We start from the raw sequence: 18,459 nt of genomic DNA, 5'->3' as shown, positions 1-18,459 counted from the left end.
CCTGCGGCAGGGAAGCAGGGCAATGGAACATCTGCCCAGAGAATAACCAGACCGAGCAGTAAGTGAGAGCACAATGTCAAACAAACCCTTTCATTATCAGCATCCTTTCCCCCTCAAAAAGGATGATACCGAATACTATCTGCTGACCAGCGACCATGTCTCCGTTGCCGAATTTGAAGGGCAGGAGATCGTTAAAGTCGCGCCGCAAGCCTTAACGCTGCTGGCTCGTCAGGCCTTCCATGATGCATCGTTTATGCTGCGTCCTGCGCATCAGCAGCAGGTGGCCGACATTCTGCGTGACCCGGAGGCCAGCGAAAACGACAAATATGTGGCCCTGCAATTCCTGCGGAATTCTGATATTGCGGCAAAAGGTATTTTGCCGACCTGTCAGGACACCGGCACCGCGATTATCGTGGGTAAAAAAGGTCAGCGCGTCTGGACCGGCGGCGGGGATGAAGCTGCGCTGGCGCGCGGTGTGTATAACACCTACATCGAAGACAACCTACGCTATTCACAAAACGCCGCGCTGGATATGTATAAAGAGGTGAACACCGGTACCAACCTGCCGGCACAGATAGATTTGTATACCGTCGATGGCGATGAATACAAATTCCTGTGTATTGCCAAAGGCGGTGGTTCGGCGAACAAAACCTATCTGTACCAGGAGACCAAAGCGCTGCTCACGCCGGGCAAATTAAAAAATTACCTGGTTGAGAAAATGCGAACGCTGGGAACAGCGGCCTGTCCGCCGTATCACATTGCGTTTGTGATCGGTGGAACGTCAGCGGAAGCCACGCTGAAAACGGTGAAACTGGCGTCGGCTAAATATTACGATGAGCTGCCGACCGAAGGTAACGAACATGGTCAGGCATTCCGCGATGTGGAGCTGGAAAAAGAGCTGCTGATTGAGGCACAGAATTTGGGGCTGGGCGCGCAGTTCGGCGGGAAATACTTCGCTCATGATATCCGCGTGATCCGCCTGCCGCGTCACGGTGCGTCGTGTCCGGTTGGTATGGGCGTTTCTTGCTCAGCCGATCGAAATATCAAAGCTAAGATCAACCGTGAAGGTATCTGGATCGAAAAACTGGAGCATAATCCAGGCAAATTTATACCAGAAGAGTTGCGCCAGGCGGGAGAAGGCGAAGCGGTACGCGTTGACCTCAATCGTCCGATGAAAGAGATCCTGGCTCAGCTGTCGCAGTACCCGGTTTCTACACGTCTGTCGCTTAACGGTACCATTATTGTTGGCCGTGATATTGCGCATGCGAAACTGAAAGAACGGCTGGATAACGGCGAAAGTTTGCCGCAGTATGTTAAAGATCATCCGATCTATTACGCTGGCCCGGCAAAAACGCCGGAAGGCTATGCCTCTGGTTCGCTTGGACCAACCACGGCAGGGCGTATGGATTCGTATGTTGACCAGCTTCAGTCCGCAGGTGGCAGCATGATCATGCTGGCGAAAGGCAACCGCAGCCAGCAGGTGACCGATGCCTGTCATAAGCATGGCGGCTTCTACTTAGGCAGCATCGGCGGCCCGGCAGCGGTGCTGGCCCAGGGCAGTATCAAGAGTCTGGAGTGTGTGGAATACCCTGAACTGGGGATGGAAGCCATCTGGAAAATTGAAGTGGAAGATTTCCCGGCGTTTATCCTGGTGGATGACAAAGGCAACGATTTCTTCAAACAGATTCAGACGTCGCAGTGCGCACGCTGCGTTAAGTAACGTCAGCCGCCCTTCGGGGCGGTTTTTTTTTACCGCACGAACCACCAAACGACAGATTAATCCTCGTTAATACTCATAAGACCAATGCAAATGGGCAATGTCGAAACATAACCTAATCAATTGTTAATGTAAGGAGCAGGTAATGGTAACGGTACGCCGCGAGAATGATTCAATGGGGGCGATTGATGTTCCAGCCGATAAGCTTTGGGGCGCGCAAACCCAACGTTCGCTGGAGCATTTTCGTATCTCTACGGAGAAAATGCCGGTCTCGCTGATCCATGCGCTGGCGCTGACGAAACGCGCCGCAGCAAAGGTTAACCAGGATCTCGGGCTGCTGGCGGAGGATAAAGCCAGGGCTATTATGCAGGCCGCAGATGAGGTGTTGGCGGATAAACACCGCGATGAGTTTCCGCTGGCCATCTGGCAAACCGGGTCAGGTACACAAAGCAATATGAACATGAACGAGGTGCTGGCAAACCGGGCCAGCGAGTTGCTGGGCGGCGTGCGGGGGATGGAACGGAAAGTTCACCCCAACGATGATGTAAATAAAAGCCAAAGCTCGAATGATGTGTTCCCGACCGCAATGCACGTTGCCGCTCTGCTGGCGCTGCGTAACTCACTGATCCCGCAGTTAAATGTGTTAACTAAAACGCTCAGTGATAAATCACACGCTTTCGCGGATATCGTCAAAATTGGTCGTACACATCTGCAAGATGCAACCCCGCTTACGCTCGGCCAGGAGATTTCCGGCTGGGTGGCAATGCTTGAACATAACCTCAGACACATTGAAAACAGCTTACCCCACGTGGCGGAACTGGCGCTGGGGGGAACCGCGGTAGGGACCGGACTGAACACGCATCCGGAATATGCCCGTCGGGTCGCGGATGAATTGCGGGACATTACCTGTGCGCCGTTCGTTACCGCACCGAATAAATTTGAAGCGCTAGCCACCTGCGATGCTCTGGTTCACGCCCACGGCGCACTAAAAGGGTTGGCGGCATCGCTGATGAAAATCGCCAACGATGTGCGCTGGCTGGCATCCGGTCCGCGTTGCGGGATTGGCGAAATTTCGATTCCAGAAAATGAACCGGGCAGCTCCATTATGCCGGGTAAGGTCAATCCTACCCAGTGTGAAGCGCTGACCATGCTTTGCTGTCAGGTAATGGGCAACGATGTCGCCATCAACATGGGCGGAGCGTCAGGTAATTTTGAGCTCAACGTTTACCGACCAATGGTCATCCACAATTTCCTGCAGTCGGTGCGTCTGCTGGCTGACGGTATGGAAAGCTTTAACGAGCACTGCGCGACAGGAATCGAGCCTAATCGTGAACGAATCGATCAACTGCTCAACGAGTCGCTAATGCTGGTGACCGCGCTCAATACCCATATCGGTTATGATAAAGCCGCTGAAATTGCCAAAAAGGCGCACAAAGAGGGGCTGACGTTAAAAGCCTCCTCCCTGGCGCTGGGGTATCTAACCGAAGCGGAGTTTGACAGCTGGGTACGTCCGGAACTGATGGTTGGCAGTATGCGGCCAGGCAGTTAATCCGCAACGTACAGGTGCAGCCGGGGAATAATCAATCTCAACGGCTGCGCCTGAGGTTTAAAACGATGCTGAACATTGTCGGCATCATAATTCAGTAACTCGCCGATATCTGGTACGGTCATGCCGTTTTCATTGTTGAGCAACGCGATCAAGGGCGTCGGGCAGGCATATTGCACCTGCTTTTGTTCTCCTTTGTACCAGACGCGGGCGATGGGCTGCACTTTTACCGGCCGTTTAATCTTCAGGCGCGCCTGCTGGCCCAGGGCGGCGACATCCTGATATTCCCGTTCAAGTTTCGCCTGCCACTCTTCCCGCGTCCAGGGATGTACGCTGCGCGGCGACGTCAGGCTTTTTTCCAGTTGCTGTAGTACTTCATCGCGTTTCAGATTTTTAATAATGTGTTTGTTGGCCCAGCCAAATCGCAGGGTGGCAGGCTCTCTGACAAGGGTGAGCGTACGATAGGCATTCAGCGTAATCAGTCCCGGCAGGTGGCGATGCACCCATTCGAAACGCGCTGCCGGTGCCAGCCCTGATTCCACCGTGACAATGCGCTCGAAGGTGGTTTTTAGCTGGTTAATACGCTGTATTTGCTCTTCCAGAGCGCGCTGAGCTGCGTTATCTACCTGATAACACAGTACGCCTGGCAGGCGGACGGCCGCTTTGCTGCTACGATTCTCGGACTGTTGCTGGATAAACAGATGACGATAGTGGCGTAGCGCCAGCGTTTCAGCCTCTTTACCTAAATGTTGCTTAACATCAATGTTCTGCAGTGGGGCATGCTCTGCCTCTTTGGCCACTTCCGGTAACGAGAAGACGCGCGCAATCAGCAGCGTCTGCTGCAACAGATTGTCGTTCAGAAGCGCCAGCTCTTGCTCCATCTGGCGGAAGGTGCCGTTCAGGCGGTCGACGAGATCGTAACGGGCCATAGATTTACCATTTTAGTTACAACATACTTTTTTTATAGCACAACCTACACCATTTGACCACCGAGCCGAATGGGTCAGGCAGCTGAAATTTCAGGAATGTTATGCCAGACGGGCCAACTGAAACAAAAGCGGGCGCCGCCGAGTTCACTTTCATCACAAACGACCGTACCGCCCATAGCCAATGCGATCGAGTGAACAATGGCTAGCCCAAGCCCGCAACCACCGGTCGCCCGGTCACGGCTGGGGTCAAGGCGTACAAACGGTTCAAAAACCTGTTCGCGGGCGTCTGGAGCAATTCCGGGACCGTCATCCTCCACAACCAGCGTCGCCTGATTGCCATTCAATAACAGGCTCGCTTGCACCGTAGACTGGCAATAGCGCAGGGCGTTATTCAGTAGATTATCCAGTACGCGCTCCATCAGGCGCATATCCAGCGCGCCGTAGTCGCCAATATTAAGATGGCGTAAGTGCACCGCACGCTCAGGGTTTACGCTTTGCACATCCTCCAGATGGGTTGTCAGCCAAACGGCCAGATCCGGTACGCTGAGCTTCAGTTCATTTTGCGGGCGGTCCAGCCGGGCATAGGTCAGTAATTCTTCGATTAACCCTTCCAGTTGACCAATATCGCGATTCAGCGCCTGGGATTCCTGCGCGGTGAGGTTATCACTCATTTCCAGACGATAACGTAGGCGTACCAGTGGGGTACGAAGCTCATGGGCAATGCCATCGATAAGTTGTTTCTTACTGGCGATTAGCGCATTGATATTGTCTGCCATCTGGTTAAACGCGATACCCAATCGCTCAAAGCTGGAACCGCTGTCAAAATGGAGGCGTTCGCCCAGATGTCCTTCCCCAAAACGCTGTGCAGCAGCTTCCAGTCGTAGCATTTCCTGCCAGTGCGGACGCATCCAGATAAGTACCGGAAAGGCCAGTGAGATAGCAATAAACGCCATCAACGCGATGTCCAGCAAACGCATTTGATGGAGAAAATAGAGATAGGGAAGCGGGCCGACGGCCAGCACGTAATGGCTGCGTGGGATCCGTTGAATAAATGTGTACTGATCGTCAAGCGCCACGATATCGCCTTCGCGCAAACGTTGCATTGTTTGAACGTCTAGCGTGTACTTATTTAACGGTTCAACGCGCAGGTCAAAGGAGAGGTTCAAATCCATCTCCTTCAGCGTTTTACCCCAGTCACGTGGCGGGATCTCGCGAAGCTCGCTGCGCATCAGATATAACGAGCTTTTCATTAAATCGTCGAGCGATTGTCTGCCTGCGCGCTCTGCGGTGAATTTATAGACCAGGCCGACCAGCAGGGTCATCACCAGAAAGCAGACAAACAGCAGGAGATAAAACTGTACAAACAGCTTCTTCATAAAAAATCACCGAATACATAATATAATGCTCACCGATACTCTCAAAATTGCTGTGATATAAAAATATGAATTTCAATCGCTGTTGTTATTTACTACTCATTTTCGCAGCGTTAGGCTGCATTTTCACCTCGCATCCCTTTGTTATATGGTTTTTGCTCGCCAACATACTGACGTTGGCAATGTACGGTGCGGATAAAATGGCAGCGCGCAGGGCCTGGCGCCGAGTGCCGGAGTCCACTTTGCTGCTGTTTGGCGTTGTTGGCGGGTGGGGTGGCGCGATAGCCGCTCAACAACTCTTTCGCCATAAAACACAAAAACAGCCATTCGAAACCTACTTCATTATCAGTGTGATAGTGAATGTGTCTGTCATCGGAGCGGCCTATCATTTCTATCCCATTTCATCCTGGTGAACGTCAGTGACAGGCAGCCTGCTTACTTGAGACAGGAAACGTACTTTTCACCTGAGCGCTGCACGATGTCATCGGCATTTTTCGTTATGTCTTTCCCTTCAAACGCGCCATAGAGTTGCTTAAATTTCACCGTACTCAGGCGGTGGGTAATGTCGCTGACCGTTGCGGCTGGCAATGGCAACATATTGGGGTAGCTCCACATAAAGGAGACGGCATGCGCCCCAGGGGTGACCTGAACGATATCGCCGGAAAGCACCACGCCTTCATCTCGCGCCCAGTGCAGAACGCAGCCGCCAGCAAAGTGTCCGCCGAGGCGTATCACACTGACGTCGCGTGTCAGTTCCAGGGTGTCGCCATCCCAAAATTTAATCCATGGGCTGTCGCGCATTACCCACTTGCGGTCATTGGCATGGAGATAAATGGGAGCGTTAAATTCGTCAGCCCAGTTTTGCATGGTGGTGTAGTAATGAGGATGCGAAATCGCGATGGCCTTAAGCCCGCCCAGGGACGTTATTAGCATTTTTGTGGCGTCGTCGAGCGTGGCAATGCAGTCCCATAAAATATTGCCTTCCGGAGTACGCAGAATAAACGCCCGTTGATCAATTGCAAAACCAGGAACGGTGCGGATGCTGAGGAGGGTGCTGTCATGTTGCCGCCACTTATTTGTGTGCGAAGCACAAAGTGCGACAAAATCGACCCATTCCTGCCCGGTCGCGGGAACATACTGACGTTCGTCCTGGCAGATATCGCAATGTTCAGGAAGGGCATCTGCAACCTCATAGGATGTTCCACAGGCTTTGCATAACGTGATCATCGTGTCTTCCTCTATTGAAAAAACACAGTCAGCATGGCACACCGATACGCAAGGGTGTGCCCTTTAGTGCTCTACATGATAAGCCAGGAATGGTGGGCGTGGGTCGTTGTGGCCCAACCAGCAGAAAGCAGGAATAATGTCTACACCGTCCCTGTCGAGGGTCATTTCCGGCGAAAAAAATGAGGATAATGTTTGGAAAATAGTCTGTTCAACACCTGGCTCAGCCGTTGGGGACTTACTCCTGATGGCCAACCGCTTGAGACGCACACATCACAGCTTTTGCCCGTGGTGACCAAAGATGGTCAGAAAGCCATACTCAAACTCACCGACGATGACAGTGAACGAAACGGCTGCGAACTAATGGTCTGGTGGAACGGGAATGGTGCTGCGAAAGTGCTTGCTCATGCAGCAGGGGCGATTCTGCTAGAACGTGCAACAGGGGTGGGGTCTTTAGCGGACATGTCCTGGTCCGGCAATGATGCGCAGGCCTGTCGCATTATTTGCCATGCAGCCAGTCGACTCCATCTCCCCCGGAATGCGTCAACGCCTGCGTTAACACCGCTACTTTATTGGTTTCGCGATCTGGCTCCTGCCGCGAAAAAGCATGGCGGCATCCTGACGCATTGTGCAGAGGTGGCAAACGTATTGCTCTCCTCTCCCCAGAATGAAGTCGTATTGCACGGTGACTTACACCACGGCAATATTCTTGATTTCGGAACGAAAGGATGGCTGGCTATCGATCCTAAAGGGCTGGTGGGCGAGCGTGGCTTTGATTACGCCAATATTTTTACTAATCCCGATCTTGCCGATCCCACCAAACCTGTCGCCATTGAGCCAGAAATATTCGCACAACGGGTAAATATTGTGTCTGAAATCGCGAGGATTGAACGGCAACGTTTGCTGATGTGGATTATTGCCTGGTGTGGGTTGTCGTCTGCCTGGTTTCTGCAAGAAGGAGACTGCGCCACGATACCCCTGCGCATCGCAGAGTTAGCGAGCGCGGAACTCGCTTTTGGGGGGAATCAATTTTGATCTACGACACTGGGCTGGTAATTCTTTAGAGTTATCATTAGCCTGGTAAATGTTTTATTAATCAATCAGTGAACGGCGGTGTGGTGTGTTGTTTAGCGAAAATTTGACAGGCTGTGAGCAATGAACGCATTGTTTTTTTTATTAAAAAAACGCCCGAACATTATTTTGTTGATGGTCTTACTCATCGGGGCAAACATCGTGGCGTGGCTGTGGGCTTTCACCGCGTTTAGCAACAACACGTCGTTACTGGCGCTTAGTCTGATCGCATGGTGCTATGGTTTGCGCCATGCTGTTGATGCCGATCATATCGCCGCGATAGATAGCGCTACGCGCAAACTTATGCAGCAGAAAAAACGCGCCCTGACGACGGGAGCCTGGTTTTCCCTGGGGCATTCCACCATTGTGGTACTGGCAAGCATTGGCATTGCGTTGACCACCAGCGTGTTTAAGCAACACATGGCATGGTTTCAGAATGTCGGCGGTCTGATAGGTACCACGGTCTCTGCCGTATTTCTGCTGATTCTGGCTACCATTAATCTCGTTATATTCTGTCATGTCTGGAAGGCTTTTCGTCATCTAAAACGCACCGGTACTTACGATGGCACCACAGAGGAAATGACAGTTTCAGGCCCGCTGAACTGGCTTTTCCGCTCGGCGTTTCGGCTGGTAGGCAAAGACTGGCATATGTATTTTGTCGGCTTTTTGTTTGGCCTGGGTTTTGATACCGCTACTGAAATTTCTCTGCTCGGAATTTCTGCTTCAAGCGCGTCCAGTGGCATGTCGGTGTGGTCAATTCTCGTGTTCCCGGCGCTGTTTACCTGCGGCATGGCGCTGATTGACTGCCTCGACAGTATCCTGATGGTTGAGGCCTACGGATGGGCATTCAATAAGCCGCAGCGTAAGCTCTATTACAATATGACCATCACCGGGACCTCGGTAATTGTTGCGCTTTTTATTGGCGGGCTGGAGGCGCTGGGGCTTCTCTCTGACGCATTTTCGCTCCAGGGAGGTTTGTGGGATACCGTCAGCGAGTTGAGTGACCATATGGGGAATGTCGGGTTTGCGATTATTGGCGTCTTTATCGGCTGCTGGATTATTTCTGCAATAAATTACCGTTGGAAAAAATACGACGGGCTGACGTTTAGTTGACACAAAAGAAAGCCTTCCGTGAAAGGGAAGGCTTTGATCTTACTTGAGGTCTGACTAATTCGCGGTGATGATACACACCATCTGCATCACCCAAATCTGGGTGATATTAAAAGTGACGGTGTAACGTATAATGGTCGGCCCGGAGGGATTACATTTGAGGCTCATCGTCCCAGGCGTGCGGTGCGAACAGATAACCTTTGTTGCGCACCGTTTTGATTCGATAAGGTTCAGTCGCGTTATCGAGCAGTTTTTTGCGTAACCGGGAAATCGCGACATCAACGCTGCGATCCATGCCGTCATAACTTACGCCGCGCAGGTTCTTCAGCAGCGCATCGCGGTCCATAATTTGCCCGGCATGGGTTGCCAGCTCCCACAGTAATTCAAAATCTGCGGTGGAAAGAGAGACTTGCTCGCCGCCAAGCAGCACGGAACGATTGGTTGGGTCGATAGTGAGTGTGCCAAAGCGCAGCGTCGTGTGCGGCGTGATGGTTGCCGCCTGAATGCCTTTAGACTGGACGGAGTGTTCATTCTGGCGCAGATGCAGACGCAGGCGAGCAAGCAGCACAGCTGGCGGCGTTGTCTTCAGAATATAGTCACAGGCACCCATTTCCAGCGCCAGGATATGGTTCATATCGCTGTCCAGCGAGGTGAGCAGGACAATTGGACCCTGCCAGCGTCCGCGCAAATCGCGGCAGATAGTCATCCCATCTTTGCCCGGCAGCATGATATCTAATAACACCAAATCGGGTTGAACTTGCAGGATTTTCTCCTCGGCCAAATCACCTCGAGGCTCAACGATAACCTCAATATCATGCCGGGCCAGATAGGCTGCAATCAGCGAGCCAACTTCGGGATCATCTTCAACAAATACGATGGTGTTCATATCATTCATTTTGAATATAAAACGCCAACATACACCGCCCCGGTTTTTCCTTCCATTAATCTTTTCTAAACAAGAACGCTTCCGTTATGCTAGGGGCTGATGTTATTGATGTGTTAAGGCAGAGTGATGGGACTCGTTATAAAAGCGGCGCTCGGTGCGCTGGTGGTGGTGTTAATTGGTGTGCTGGCGAAAACAAAGAACTACTATATTGCCGGATTAATTCCGTTGTTCCCGACCTTTGCGTTGATTGCCCACTATATCGTGGCCAGTGAACGTGGGATCGAAGCGTTGCGTACAACCATTGTCTTCAGCATGTGGTCGATTATTCCCTATTTTGTCTACCTCGTTTCGCTGTGGTATTTCACCGGATTTATGCGCTTACCCGTTGCGCTCGGCGGTTCAGTGGTGTGCTGGGGCCTGAGCGCATGGTTGCTTATTTTTTGTTGGATTAAATTGCACTAACGCAGATGACGCCCGCCATCAAGGGCAAAACTACGCCCGGTGACAAAACAGCTGGTCAACAGATAGTCAATTAAATCAATGACCTCTTTTTCACCCGGTGCTGTTTTCATCAGTGATTTGTTCAATGCCTGCTGACGATACTCTGCATCGTCACCCTCGTTAAACAGGATTAGCGAGGGGGCAATCGCGTTCACTTTCACTTCCGGTGCCAGTTTGCGCGCGAACGAGCGGGTCATGTTGTCCAGCGCCGCTTTGCTGGCTGCATAAGCAATGTGCTTATCGCTGCCACGCTCTACAACATAATCCGTAAAATGGATAATATCGCTGGCCGCGTGTCCATGCCCGCGCAGCAATCCTTCCAGCGCGTGGTTGAGCAGGTAGGGGGTATTGACGTGAATCTGCATCATGGCTGACAGCACTTTGGTTAACGGCGCTCCGGGCTTTTCTGCAAGCCAGGCACTGGCATTATGCACAATACCGCGCAGGCCATCCGTCTGTGCTTTGACCTCATCCGCAAAGGCCAGTACGCCTTCATCGGTGGAAAAATCAGCCTGGATACACAGCACGCCCGCATCTCGCAGGCCATCAATAGCCGGATAATGCGTGCGGTAGCTAACGATAACTGGCTGTTTTTGATTAATAAAGTGCCATGCGACGGCGAGGCCGATACGTCGACCTCCTCCGGTGATAAGAATTGGCAAAGGGGGTTTTTTACCCATCGTAATCTCCATGTGTCGCGAACGATGGGGACAATGTTACCCCATCAACATCCAGGTCGCCGGAACAGCAGCAACAAGCAGCAGGCCGATCAGCGCCATTTCCTGGCGTTTTAATACGTTTTCATGCGCGTGTGTTTTACGGGCATAAAGGAAGACCAGCAGCCCTGGCGCATACAGCACCACAGACAGCAGCAGGTGCATCGGACCTGACGCATACAATAACCATATGCCATAAATACTCGCTCCGATACCGACAGCCTTATGAATTGGACGAGTGGCAATTTTCAGCAGAAATGCGCCGACCAGTAAATAGGGCACCAGAATCATTTCTGAGGCGATGGTTAATAACGTATTGTAGTCGGAACCTGTGAGCCAGATCAGCACCAGGCAAATCTGTACGCAGATATTGGTCAGCCACAGCGACGCCGATGGCGCGCCTTGCGCGTTCTGCCGCGCAAAAATGCGTGGAAACGCTTTGTGCGTGGAGGCGAGGAACGGCACTTCCGCCGCCATAATCGTCCAGCTTAAATAAGCACCGCACACGGAGACAATCAGACCTGCGGCAATAATAATTTCACCCCATGGCCCCATCATTTTCACCATCAGACCGGCCATTGACGGGTTGCGGATCTCCGCCAGTTCGGGACGCGCGACAACGCCCAGAGACAGCAGGGTGACAAGCAGGTAAACGCCCAACGCGGCGAGTACCGCCAGCAGCGTAGCGCGTCCGACATCGCGTTTGTTTCTGGCACGGGCTGAAACCACCACCGCGCCTTCCACACCGATGAAAACCCACAGGGTGATGAGCATGGTGTTTTTTACCTGCTCCCAGACGGGAACGCCCAACGCTACGCCGGTAAAATCGAGGGTAAAGGTGTCGAGCTTAAACAGCATAAACGCCAGCACGATAAACAGACCAAGCGGCAGTAATTTCGCCAGCGTCGCCACCAGGTTAATACTGGCTGCCGTTTGCACACCACGGAGCACCAGAAAATGGACCACCCACAACAGCACTGATGCGCCAACAATCGACTGCCAGGTATTACCGTCGCCAAACAGACGTAACTCCGGCGTGTCGGTAAAGAAGCTGAGCGCAGAGAAAACAATCACCAGATACGAAACGTTAGCGATAACAGCACACAGCCAATATCCCCACGCGGAGCAGAAGCCAATCAGCTCACCGAAACCTTCACGTGCATAGGTAAATATGCCGCCATCCAGTTCAGGACGGATACGCGTCAGAATCAGCATGGCAAAGGCGAGCAAAAGGATACCCGCACCGGTAATCGCCCAACCAATCAGTAATGCAGCCGGGCTTGCTACCGCCGCCATATTTTGTGGCAGGCTGAAAACACCAGCGCCGAGCATTGAGCTTAAAACCAGCGCGGTGAGTGCGCTCAGACCCAATTTCTTTTCCATTTGTATCCAGTGACAAAAACGAGAGTGAGAGAATAATTATTTTGGCAAACCGCATAAAAATGGTGAAAGCCACTAAGGCGCGGGATTTTACGGAGAGAAGAGAACGCATGCAATGGGGATAGAGAGATTTGTGACTAATAGTGTGAAAAGTAGTCTTAATACTGCTGTTTTTGTTTCGCCCGAGGGGAGGATGGCGGGAAATTATCAGGTCTACAAGGCTGTAGACCTGATAAGGTACTGAGTATTACTTATACAGGTCAGCGCTGATGGTCATGTTATTACCACGTTCAGACCACTGGCGGGTGATGTGATAATACTTAGCGCCTTTCTTCGCTGCGCGTTTGGCAACCTGGTAAGAGATTTCAGTCATGTTGCCATAGTTACCGGTGAACTTGATGCTGTCGAACGGCACCATCATAGCGGCGGTTGCTTTGTTCAGTTCTTCAACTTTGGTTCCATCCGGTAGCGTGACAGTGTAACGCCCACCTTTGGTGGATTGCGTTTCGAAGAAACGACCGACTTCAGCGCTCGGAGACGCGGTAGTCGCAACGCCTGGGATCTCAACTTTCTTCGCGGCTTCGCCACCGGCGGCTAATGCGGCACGTCCGGCATCTGAATCTGCTGGGATCGCATCAGGGCTTTGTACTACGCGTTTTTTCGCATCAGCTTTATAGATGAATGCGGTAATACGCTGGTTGCCGCCCTGGTTGGCATCGACCTGGCGCACGATGTAGAAGGAGTAAGCGCCTTTCTCTTTCGCTGCTTTGGTGATGGCATCGTTAACTTCAGGCTGGCTGCGGTAGAAACCCTGCACCGTAACGGTATCGAATGGTTCTATCAGAACGGCCTGATCTTTCGGTAATTCCATCACGCCGTTAATGACACGGTTTTTGGACGCTTCCGCTTTTTCAGCATCGGCTTTATAGATATCGGCTACAACGCGCCAGTTACCGCCGCTGCCAAAATCTGAGGTATCAACAACATAAAAGGAGGCTGCACCGTCTTTATCTGCACGGCGTGATACGGCGGTCACCGCGTCACCGATAGCATTAAAACGACCGGTAACCACAATGCGGTCATAGGGTTTCAGGGCAGCCGCTTGCTCCGGCGTCAATTCTGTCGCTGCATTTACAGAAAAAGCAGTCGCAGAAATAAGTGCGGACGCCAGGAGAGTGTTCTTAAGCTTCATAAAAATAATCCTTCGCCTTGCGCAAACCAGGTACTGGTATTGTTATTGACTAGAAACGTCGCTGATTATTGCATTTAAATTGTGTCAGTGTCTGCGTCAATTTTCACTCATCGTGCCACGTGACGTAACAACACAGATAACATTTTGTGATATGTCGAAAATTTCGGCGTTTGGCGACCAAAACTGATAAAGCAGTTGAATTTCATAAGTTAATTTAATGTTAATCAATTGTTTTTGGCAGGCACGTAATCATGTTTTGCCGCTTCGCTTGAGCGAATTATCGGCCTTTGTGGGCTATTTTTAGGGTATTTTATCTGCCAGCGGTTCGATTCATCTCTATTTCGCGAATTTCATAATAAATACTGTTTTTTGGCGCTAGATCACAGGCGTCATTTTCAGTAGGTTATACAGAGTTTGTTACTGTTTTATTTTATTGGGGTAACACTGACCTCTTTCGAGAGTGCGCGCATGCCTCGTGCGAACATTGATAAACCATCATCACAAATACAGATGGAAGGGAACATTATGCGAATTGGCATACCAAGAGAACGGTTAACCAATGAAACCCGCGTCGCAGCTACGCCGAAGACGGTTGAGCAGCTGCTTAAGTTGGGTTTCAGCGTCGCGGTTGAAAGCGGTGCAGGTCAACTGGCAAGTTTTGACGATAAGGCGTTTGTACAAGCAGGCGCAGAAATTGTTGACGGAAATGCCGTCTGGCAGTCAGAGATCATCCTGAAGGTCAACGCGCCGGAAGAGACGGAAATCCCGTTGCTTAACCCGGGCACGACGCTGGTGAGTTTTCTTTGGCCCGCGCAAAACCCTGAGCTGTTGCAAAAGCTGGCAGAGCGCAACGTGACGGTTATGGCGATGGACTCCGTGCCGCGTATTTCGCGCGCGCAGTCGCTGGATGCCTTAAGCTCGATGGCGAATATCGCCGGGTATCGTGCCATTGTTGAAGCCGCTCATGAATTTGGCCGCTTCTTCACCGGCCAGATCACCGCCGCGGGCAAGGTTCCACCTGCCAAGGTCATGGTGATTGGTGCGGGTGTAGCTGGTCTGGCAGCTATCGGTGCGGCAAACAGCCTGGGCGCTATCGTTCGTGCTTTTGACACCCGTCCGGAAGTGAAAGAACAAGTTCAGAGTATGGGCGCTGAGTTCCTCGAACTGGACTTTAAAGAAGAGGCCGGCAGCGGCGACGGTTACGCCAAGGTGATGTCCGAAGCGTTCATCAAAGCCGAAATGGCGCTCTTCGCCGCGCAGGCGAAAGACGTTGATATTATCGTTACCACCGCGTTGATTCCGGGCAAACCAGCCCCGAAACTGATCACCCGCGAAATGGTCGATTCGATGAAGGCGGGCAGCGTGATTGTCGATCTCGCCGCGCAAAACGGCGGTAACTGCGAATATACCGTGCCTAACCAGGTGACCACCACCGAGAACGGGGTGAAGGTTATCGGTTATACCGATCTGCCAGGCCGACTGCCGACGCAGTCTTCCCAGCTTTATGGCACGAACCTCGTTAACCTGCTCAAGCTGTTGTGCAAAGAGAAAGACGGCAATATCACCGTCGATTTTGACGACGTGGTCGTACGTGGCGTTACGGTGGTTCGCGAGGGTGAAATCACCTGGCCTGCGCCGCCTATCCAGGTTTCTGCTCAGCCGCAGGCTGCGCCAAAAGCCGCGCCCGCGCTGAAAGAAGAGAAAAAACCGGCCTCTCCGTGGCGCAAATATGCGTTGATGGCACTGGTCGTCATACTGTTTGGCTGGCTTGCTGATGTCGCGCCGAAAGAGTTCCTGGGGCACTTTACGGTGTTCGCGCTTTCCTGTGTAGTGGGTTACTACGTGGTCTGGAATGTGTCGCACGCACTACACACTCCGCTGATGTCCGTGACAAACGCTATCTCCGGGATCATCGTTGTCGGGGCGTTATTGCAAATTGGCCAGGGTGGCTGGGTGAGTTTCCTGAGCTTTATCGCGGTGCTTATTGCCAGCATTAATATTTTCGGTGGCTTCACCGTGACTCAGCGCATGCTGAAAATGTTCCGGAAAAACTAAGGGGTAACATATGTCTGGAGGATTAGTTACAGCTGCATACATTGTTGCCGCGATCCTGTTTATTTTCAGCCTGGCGGGGCTTTCGAAACACGAAACCTCTCAACAGGGTAACAACTACGGTATCGCCGGGATGGCGATTGCGCTGATTGCCACGATTTTTGGCCCGGAGACCGGCAACGTTGCGTGGATCCTGGTGGCGATGATCATCGGCGGCGCGATTGGTATTCGTCTGGCGAAGAAAGTCGAGATGACCGAGATGCCGGAGCTGGTGGCGATTCTGCACAGCTTCGTCGGTCTGGCGGCGGTACTGGTGGGTTTCAACAGCTACCTGTATCACGACACGGGCCTGGAACCGATTCTGGTGAACATTCACCTGACGGAAGTGTTCCTTGGTATCTTCATCGGTGCGGTGACCTTTACCGGTTCCGTGGTGGCGTTTGGCAAACTGCGCGGTAAGATCTCCTCTAAACCGCTGATGCTGCCGAATCGTCACAAAATGAACCTGGCGGCGCTGGTTGTTTCTTTCCTGCTGCTGGTGGTGTTTGTTCGTACCGAAAGCGTGGGCCTGCAGGTTCTGGCGCTGCTGGTGATGACCATTATTGCGTTAGCCTTTGGCTGGCATCTGGTGGCGTCCATCGGCGGTGCGGATATGCCGGTCGTCGTTTCAATGCTTAACTCCTATTCAGGATGGGCGGCGGCGGCGGCGGGCTTTATGCTCAGCAACGATCTGCTGATTGTTACCGGTGCGCTGGTTGGTTCTTCCGGTGCGATCCTGTCTTACATCATGTGTAAGGCGATGAACCGTTCGTTTATCAGCGTGATTGCCGGTGGCTTTGGTTCTGACGGTTCTTCTACGGGGTCTGATGAAGAAGTCGGTGAGCATCGTGAGATTAATGCGGAAGACACGGCAGAAATGCTGAAGAATTCGCACTCCGTGATAATCACCCCGGGCTATGGCATGGCCGTGGCACAGGCGCAATATCCGGTTGCTGAAATCACCGAGAAACTGCGCGCGCGCGGCATCAAGGTACGTTTCGGTATTCACCCGGTAGCAGGGCGCTTGCCAGGTCATATGAACGTACTGCTGGCGGAAGCCAAAGTACCCTATGACATCGTGCTGGAAATGGATGAAATCAATGATGATTTCGCCGATACCGATACCGTGCTGGTGATTGGCGCCAACGATACGGTAAACCCGGCGGCGCAGGACGATCCGCGTAGCCCAATCGCCGGTATGCCGGTGCTGGAAGTATGGAAAGCGCAGAACGTTATCGTGTTCAAACGCTCTATGAACACCGGCTATGCTGGCGTGCAGAACCCGCTGTTCTTTAAAGAAAACACCCATATGCTGTTTGGCGATGCCAAAGCCAGCGTGGATGCGATCCTGAAAGCGCTGTAATCGTCAGCGCAAACCAAGACGGCCTCTGCGGAGGTCGTCTTTTTAATACTCCGCTATTCATGATTACCGCTCATAAACCCATACGGTTTTAACCGTCTAATCACCGTAAAACGCCGTGTATATACTGCTTCCTGACTTTTTAGAACATAACAGGGCGCTATGAGTACACGTAAACATGCCTCGTCGGCGGCTATAGCAAGCCAGACTGGTCTTACTTTTATTCTGATCCTCAGTGGCCTGATGGCCTTTGCCTCGCTTTCCACCGACATTTATCTTCCGGCAATGCCGACAATGGCAGAGGATTTGCATGGCAATGTAGAACTGACGATCACCGGTTTTTTGGTAGGTTTCGCCATTGCGCAATTGATTTGGGGGCCGATAAGCGATCATCTGGGACGGCGTAAACCGCTGTTAATTGGCATGGTGCTTTTTATCATCGGCTCCGCAGGATGTGCGATGTCCACGAGTATTACGCAAATTGTTTTCTGGCGAGTTTTTCAGGCGCTTGGAGCCTGTACCGGACCTATGCTGGCGCGGGCGATGATCCGCGATCTCTTTGCACGTACTCGCGCGGCGCAAATGCTTTCAACTCTGGTGCTGGTCATGGCGATTGCGCCAATAGCAGGACCGTTGATTGGCGGACAAATTATTCGCCTGAGCACCTGGCACTCTGTTTTTTGGCTGCTGGCGGTGATAGGAGCGCTGATGTTTATCTCCTTAAACTGGCTGCCGGAAACATTGCCGGAAGAGAAACGGGTGAAAGCTTCTTTAGCTGGCGCATTTCGTAATTATCGTTCGCTATTCGCCAATGGACGTTTTATGCGCTACACCCTGAGCCTGACGTGTTATTACGTTGCCGCGTATGCGTTTATTACCGGTTCGCCGTTTGTTTATATTAGCTATTATCATGTTGAACCACAGCATTACGGCTGGCTGTTTGCGCTCAATATTGTCGGAGTCATGGTCATGAGCGTAGTAAACCGTCGTCTGGTGCAACGGCATTCTCTGGAGCAACTGCTAAAGTATGCGACGATGCTGGCGGCGCTGGCTGCAGTGGCGCTTGCGGTGCTGGTTAAGCTGGAGTCAGGTGGCGTTGAAGCCATTATCATCACCGTTTTTCTGTTTTTCTCAATGAATGGCATTATTGCTGCTACTTCAACCGCTGCCGCGCTGGACGCGGTACCGAGCATCGCCGGTTCAGCCTCCGCGCTGATTGGCGCGTTACAATACGGTAGCGGCATTATCTCGTCATTGCTGCTGGCCGCCTTCAGCGACGGAACACCATGGACTATGGCCTGGATAATTGCGTTATTTACGTTGTGTAGCGCCGTTCTGGCGCTACGGGCTAAACGATAAAAAT

General features: G+C 52.2%; 16 protein-coding genes. 9 read left to right on the top strand and 7 right to left on the bottom strand.

Annotation, left to right across the window (positions count from 1 at the left end):
• Window positions 1-73: 73 nt before the first annotated feature.
• Window positions 74-1,720, top strand: a complete 1,647-nt coding sequence (gene fumB, locus OGV93_RS19365; protein ID WP_047358425.1) for a class I fumarate hydratase — start codon at window positions 74-76, stop codon at window positions 1,718-1,720.
• 142 nt (window positions 1,721-1,862) lie between these two features.
• Entirely contained in the window at window positions 1,863-3,266 is a 1,404-nt protein-coding gene (fumC, locus tag OGV93_RS19360; RefSeq protein ID WP_047417577.1) for a class II fumarate hydratase, read from the top strand.
• On the opposite strand, the gene tus is transcribed toward fumC, so the two are convergent.
• Both tus and rstB read right to left on the bottom strand, forming a co-directional pair.
• Window positions 3,263-4,192, bottom strand: a complete 930-nt coding sequence (tus, locus tag OGV93_RS19355; RefSeq protein WP_019076745.1) for a DNA replication terminus site-binding protein — start codon at window positions 4,190-4,192, stop codon at window positions 3,263-3,265. The two genes, fumC and tus, sit on opposite strands and share 4 nt — an antisense overlap.
• A gap of 74 nt (window positions 4,193-4,266) precedes the next feature.
• On the bottom strand, window positions 4,267-5,568 hold the full coding sequence (gene rstB, locus OGV93_RS19350; protein ID WP_047417574.1) for a two-component system sensor histidine kinase RstB: 1,302 nt from the start codon (window positions 5,566-5,568) through the stop codon (window positions 4,267-4,269).
• 65 nt (window positions 5,569-5,633) lie between these two features.
• Here rstB and OGV93_RS19345 point away from each other — a divergent pair, with 65 nt between their 5' ends.
• Window positions 5,634-5,978, top strand: a complete 345-nt coding sequence (locus tag OGV93_RS19345; protein ID WP_275262079.1) for a DUF1294 domain-containing protein — start codon at window positions 5,634-5,636, stop codon at window positions 5,976-5,978.
• Between the two features lie 22 nt (window positions 5,979-6,000).
• On the opposite strand, the gene OGV93_RS19340 is transcribed toward OGV93_RS19345, so the two are convergent.
• The gene (locus OGV93_RS19340; protein WP_275262078.1) at window positions 6,001-6,792 is read right to left on the bottom strand and encodes an MBL fold metallo-hydrolase; all 792 of its coding nucleotides are present in this window, start codon (window positions 6,790-6,792) and stop codon (window positions 6,001-6,003) included.
• A gap of 192 nt (window positions 6,793-6,984) precedes the next feature.
• Here OGV93_RS19340 and OGV93_RS19335 point away from each other — a divergent pair, with 192 nt between their 5' ends.
• Window positions 6,985-7,824, top strand: coding sequence for an aminoglycoside phosphotransferase family protein (locus OGV93_RS19335; protein WP_275262077.1), 840 nt, complete (start codon window positions 6,985-6,987; stop codon window positions 7,822-7,824).
• Window positions 7,825-7,944: 120 nt separating this feature from the next.
• Window positions 7,945-8,973 carry a HoxN/HupN/NixA family nickel/cobalt transporter gene (locus OGV93_RS19330; RefSeq protein WP_103928193.1) on the top strand — a complete coding sequence of 343 codons (1,029 nt, stop codon included), beginning with the start codon at window positions 7,945-7,947 and terminating at the stop codon, window positions 8,971-8,973.
• A 148-nt stretch (window positions 8,974-9,121) separates the two neighbouring features.
• Here the strand turns inward: OGV93_RS19330 and rstA are convergent, their stop codons facing one another.
• Window positions 9,122-9,865: a two-component system response regulator RstA gene (gene rstA, locus OGV93_RS19325; protein WP_016153025.1), complete on the bottom strand. Its 744-nt coding sequence runs from the start codon at window positions 9,863-9,865 to the stop codon at window positions 9,122-9,124.
• 117 nt (window positions 9,866-9,982) lie between these two features.
• On the opposite strand from rstA, the gene OGV93_RS19320 reads away from it, so the two are divergent.
• On the top strand, window positions 9,983-10,318 hold the full coding sequence (locus OGV93_RS19320) for a GlpM family protein (RefSeq protein WP_016153026.1): 336 nt from the start codon (window positions 9,983-9,985) through the stop codon (window positions 10,316-10,318).
• On the opposite strand, the gene folM is transcribed toward OGV93_RS19320, so the two are convergent.
• From folM to ydgH, 3 genes are all read right to left on the bottom strand, one after another.
• Window positions 10,315-11,037, bottom strand: a complete 723-nt coding sequence (gene folM / locus OGV93_RS19315) for a dihydromonapterin reductase (protein ID WP_016156453.1) — start codon at window positions 11,035-11,037, stop codon at window positions 10,315-10,317. The two genes, OGV93_RS19320 and folM, sit on opposite strands and share 4 nt — an antisense overlap.
• A gap of 36 nt (window positions 11,038-11,073) precedes the next feature.
• Complete coding sequence (locus OGV93_RS19310; protein ID WP_016153028.1) at window positions 11,074-12,456, bottom strand: amino acid permease; 1,383 nt, start codon at window positions 12,454-12,456, stop codon at window positions 11,074-11,076.
• Between the two features lie 244 nt (window positions 12,457-12,700).
• Window positions 12,701-13,645 carry a DUF1471 family protein YdgH gene (gene ydgH, locus OGV93_RS19305; protein ID WP_016156455.1) on the bottom strand — a complete coding sequence of 315 codons (945 nt, stop codon included), beginning with the start codon at window positions 13,643-13,645 and terminating at the stop codon, window positions 12,701-12,703.
• Window positions 13,646-14,170: 525 nt separating this feature from the next.
• Between ydgH and pntA the strand changes: the two genes are divergently transcribed.
• From pntA to OGV93_RS19290, 3 genes are all read left to right on the top strand, one after another.
• Window positions 14,171-15,700, top strand: a complete 1,530-nt coding sequence (gene pntA / locus OGV93_RS19300; protein WP_287110007.1) for a Re/Si-specific NAD(P)(+) transhydrogenase subunit alpha — start codon at window positions 14,171-14,173, stop codon at window positions 15,698-15,700.
• Between the two features lie 10 nt (window positions 15,701-15,710).
• On the top strand, window positions 15,711-17,099 hold the full coding sequence (gene pntB, locus OGV93_RS19295) for a Re/Si-specific NAD(P)(+) transhydrogenase subunit beta (RefSeq protein WP_016153031.1): 1,389 nt from the start codon (window positions 15,711-15,713) through the stop codon (window positions 17,097-17,099).
• Between the two features lie 159 nt (window positions 17,100-17,258).
• A complete protein-coding gene (locus OGV93_RS19290; RefSeq protein ID WP_137352250.1) occupies window positions 17,259-18,455 on the top strand; it encodes a multidrug effflux MFS transporter in 1,197 nt (398 codons plus the stop codon).
• Window positions 18,456-18,459 lie beyond the last annotated feature (4 nt).

The sequence above is a fragment of the Citrobacter sp. Cb031 genome (genome assembly GCF_030336725.1).
Taxonomy (GTDB): Bacteria; Pseudomonadota; Gammaproteobacteria; order Enterobacterales; family Enterobacteriaceae; genus Citrobacter; species Citrobacter braakii.
This window is presented reverse-complemented; position numbering and strand designations above follow the sequence as displayed.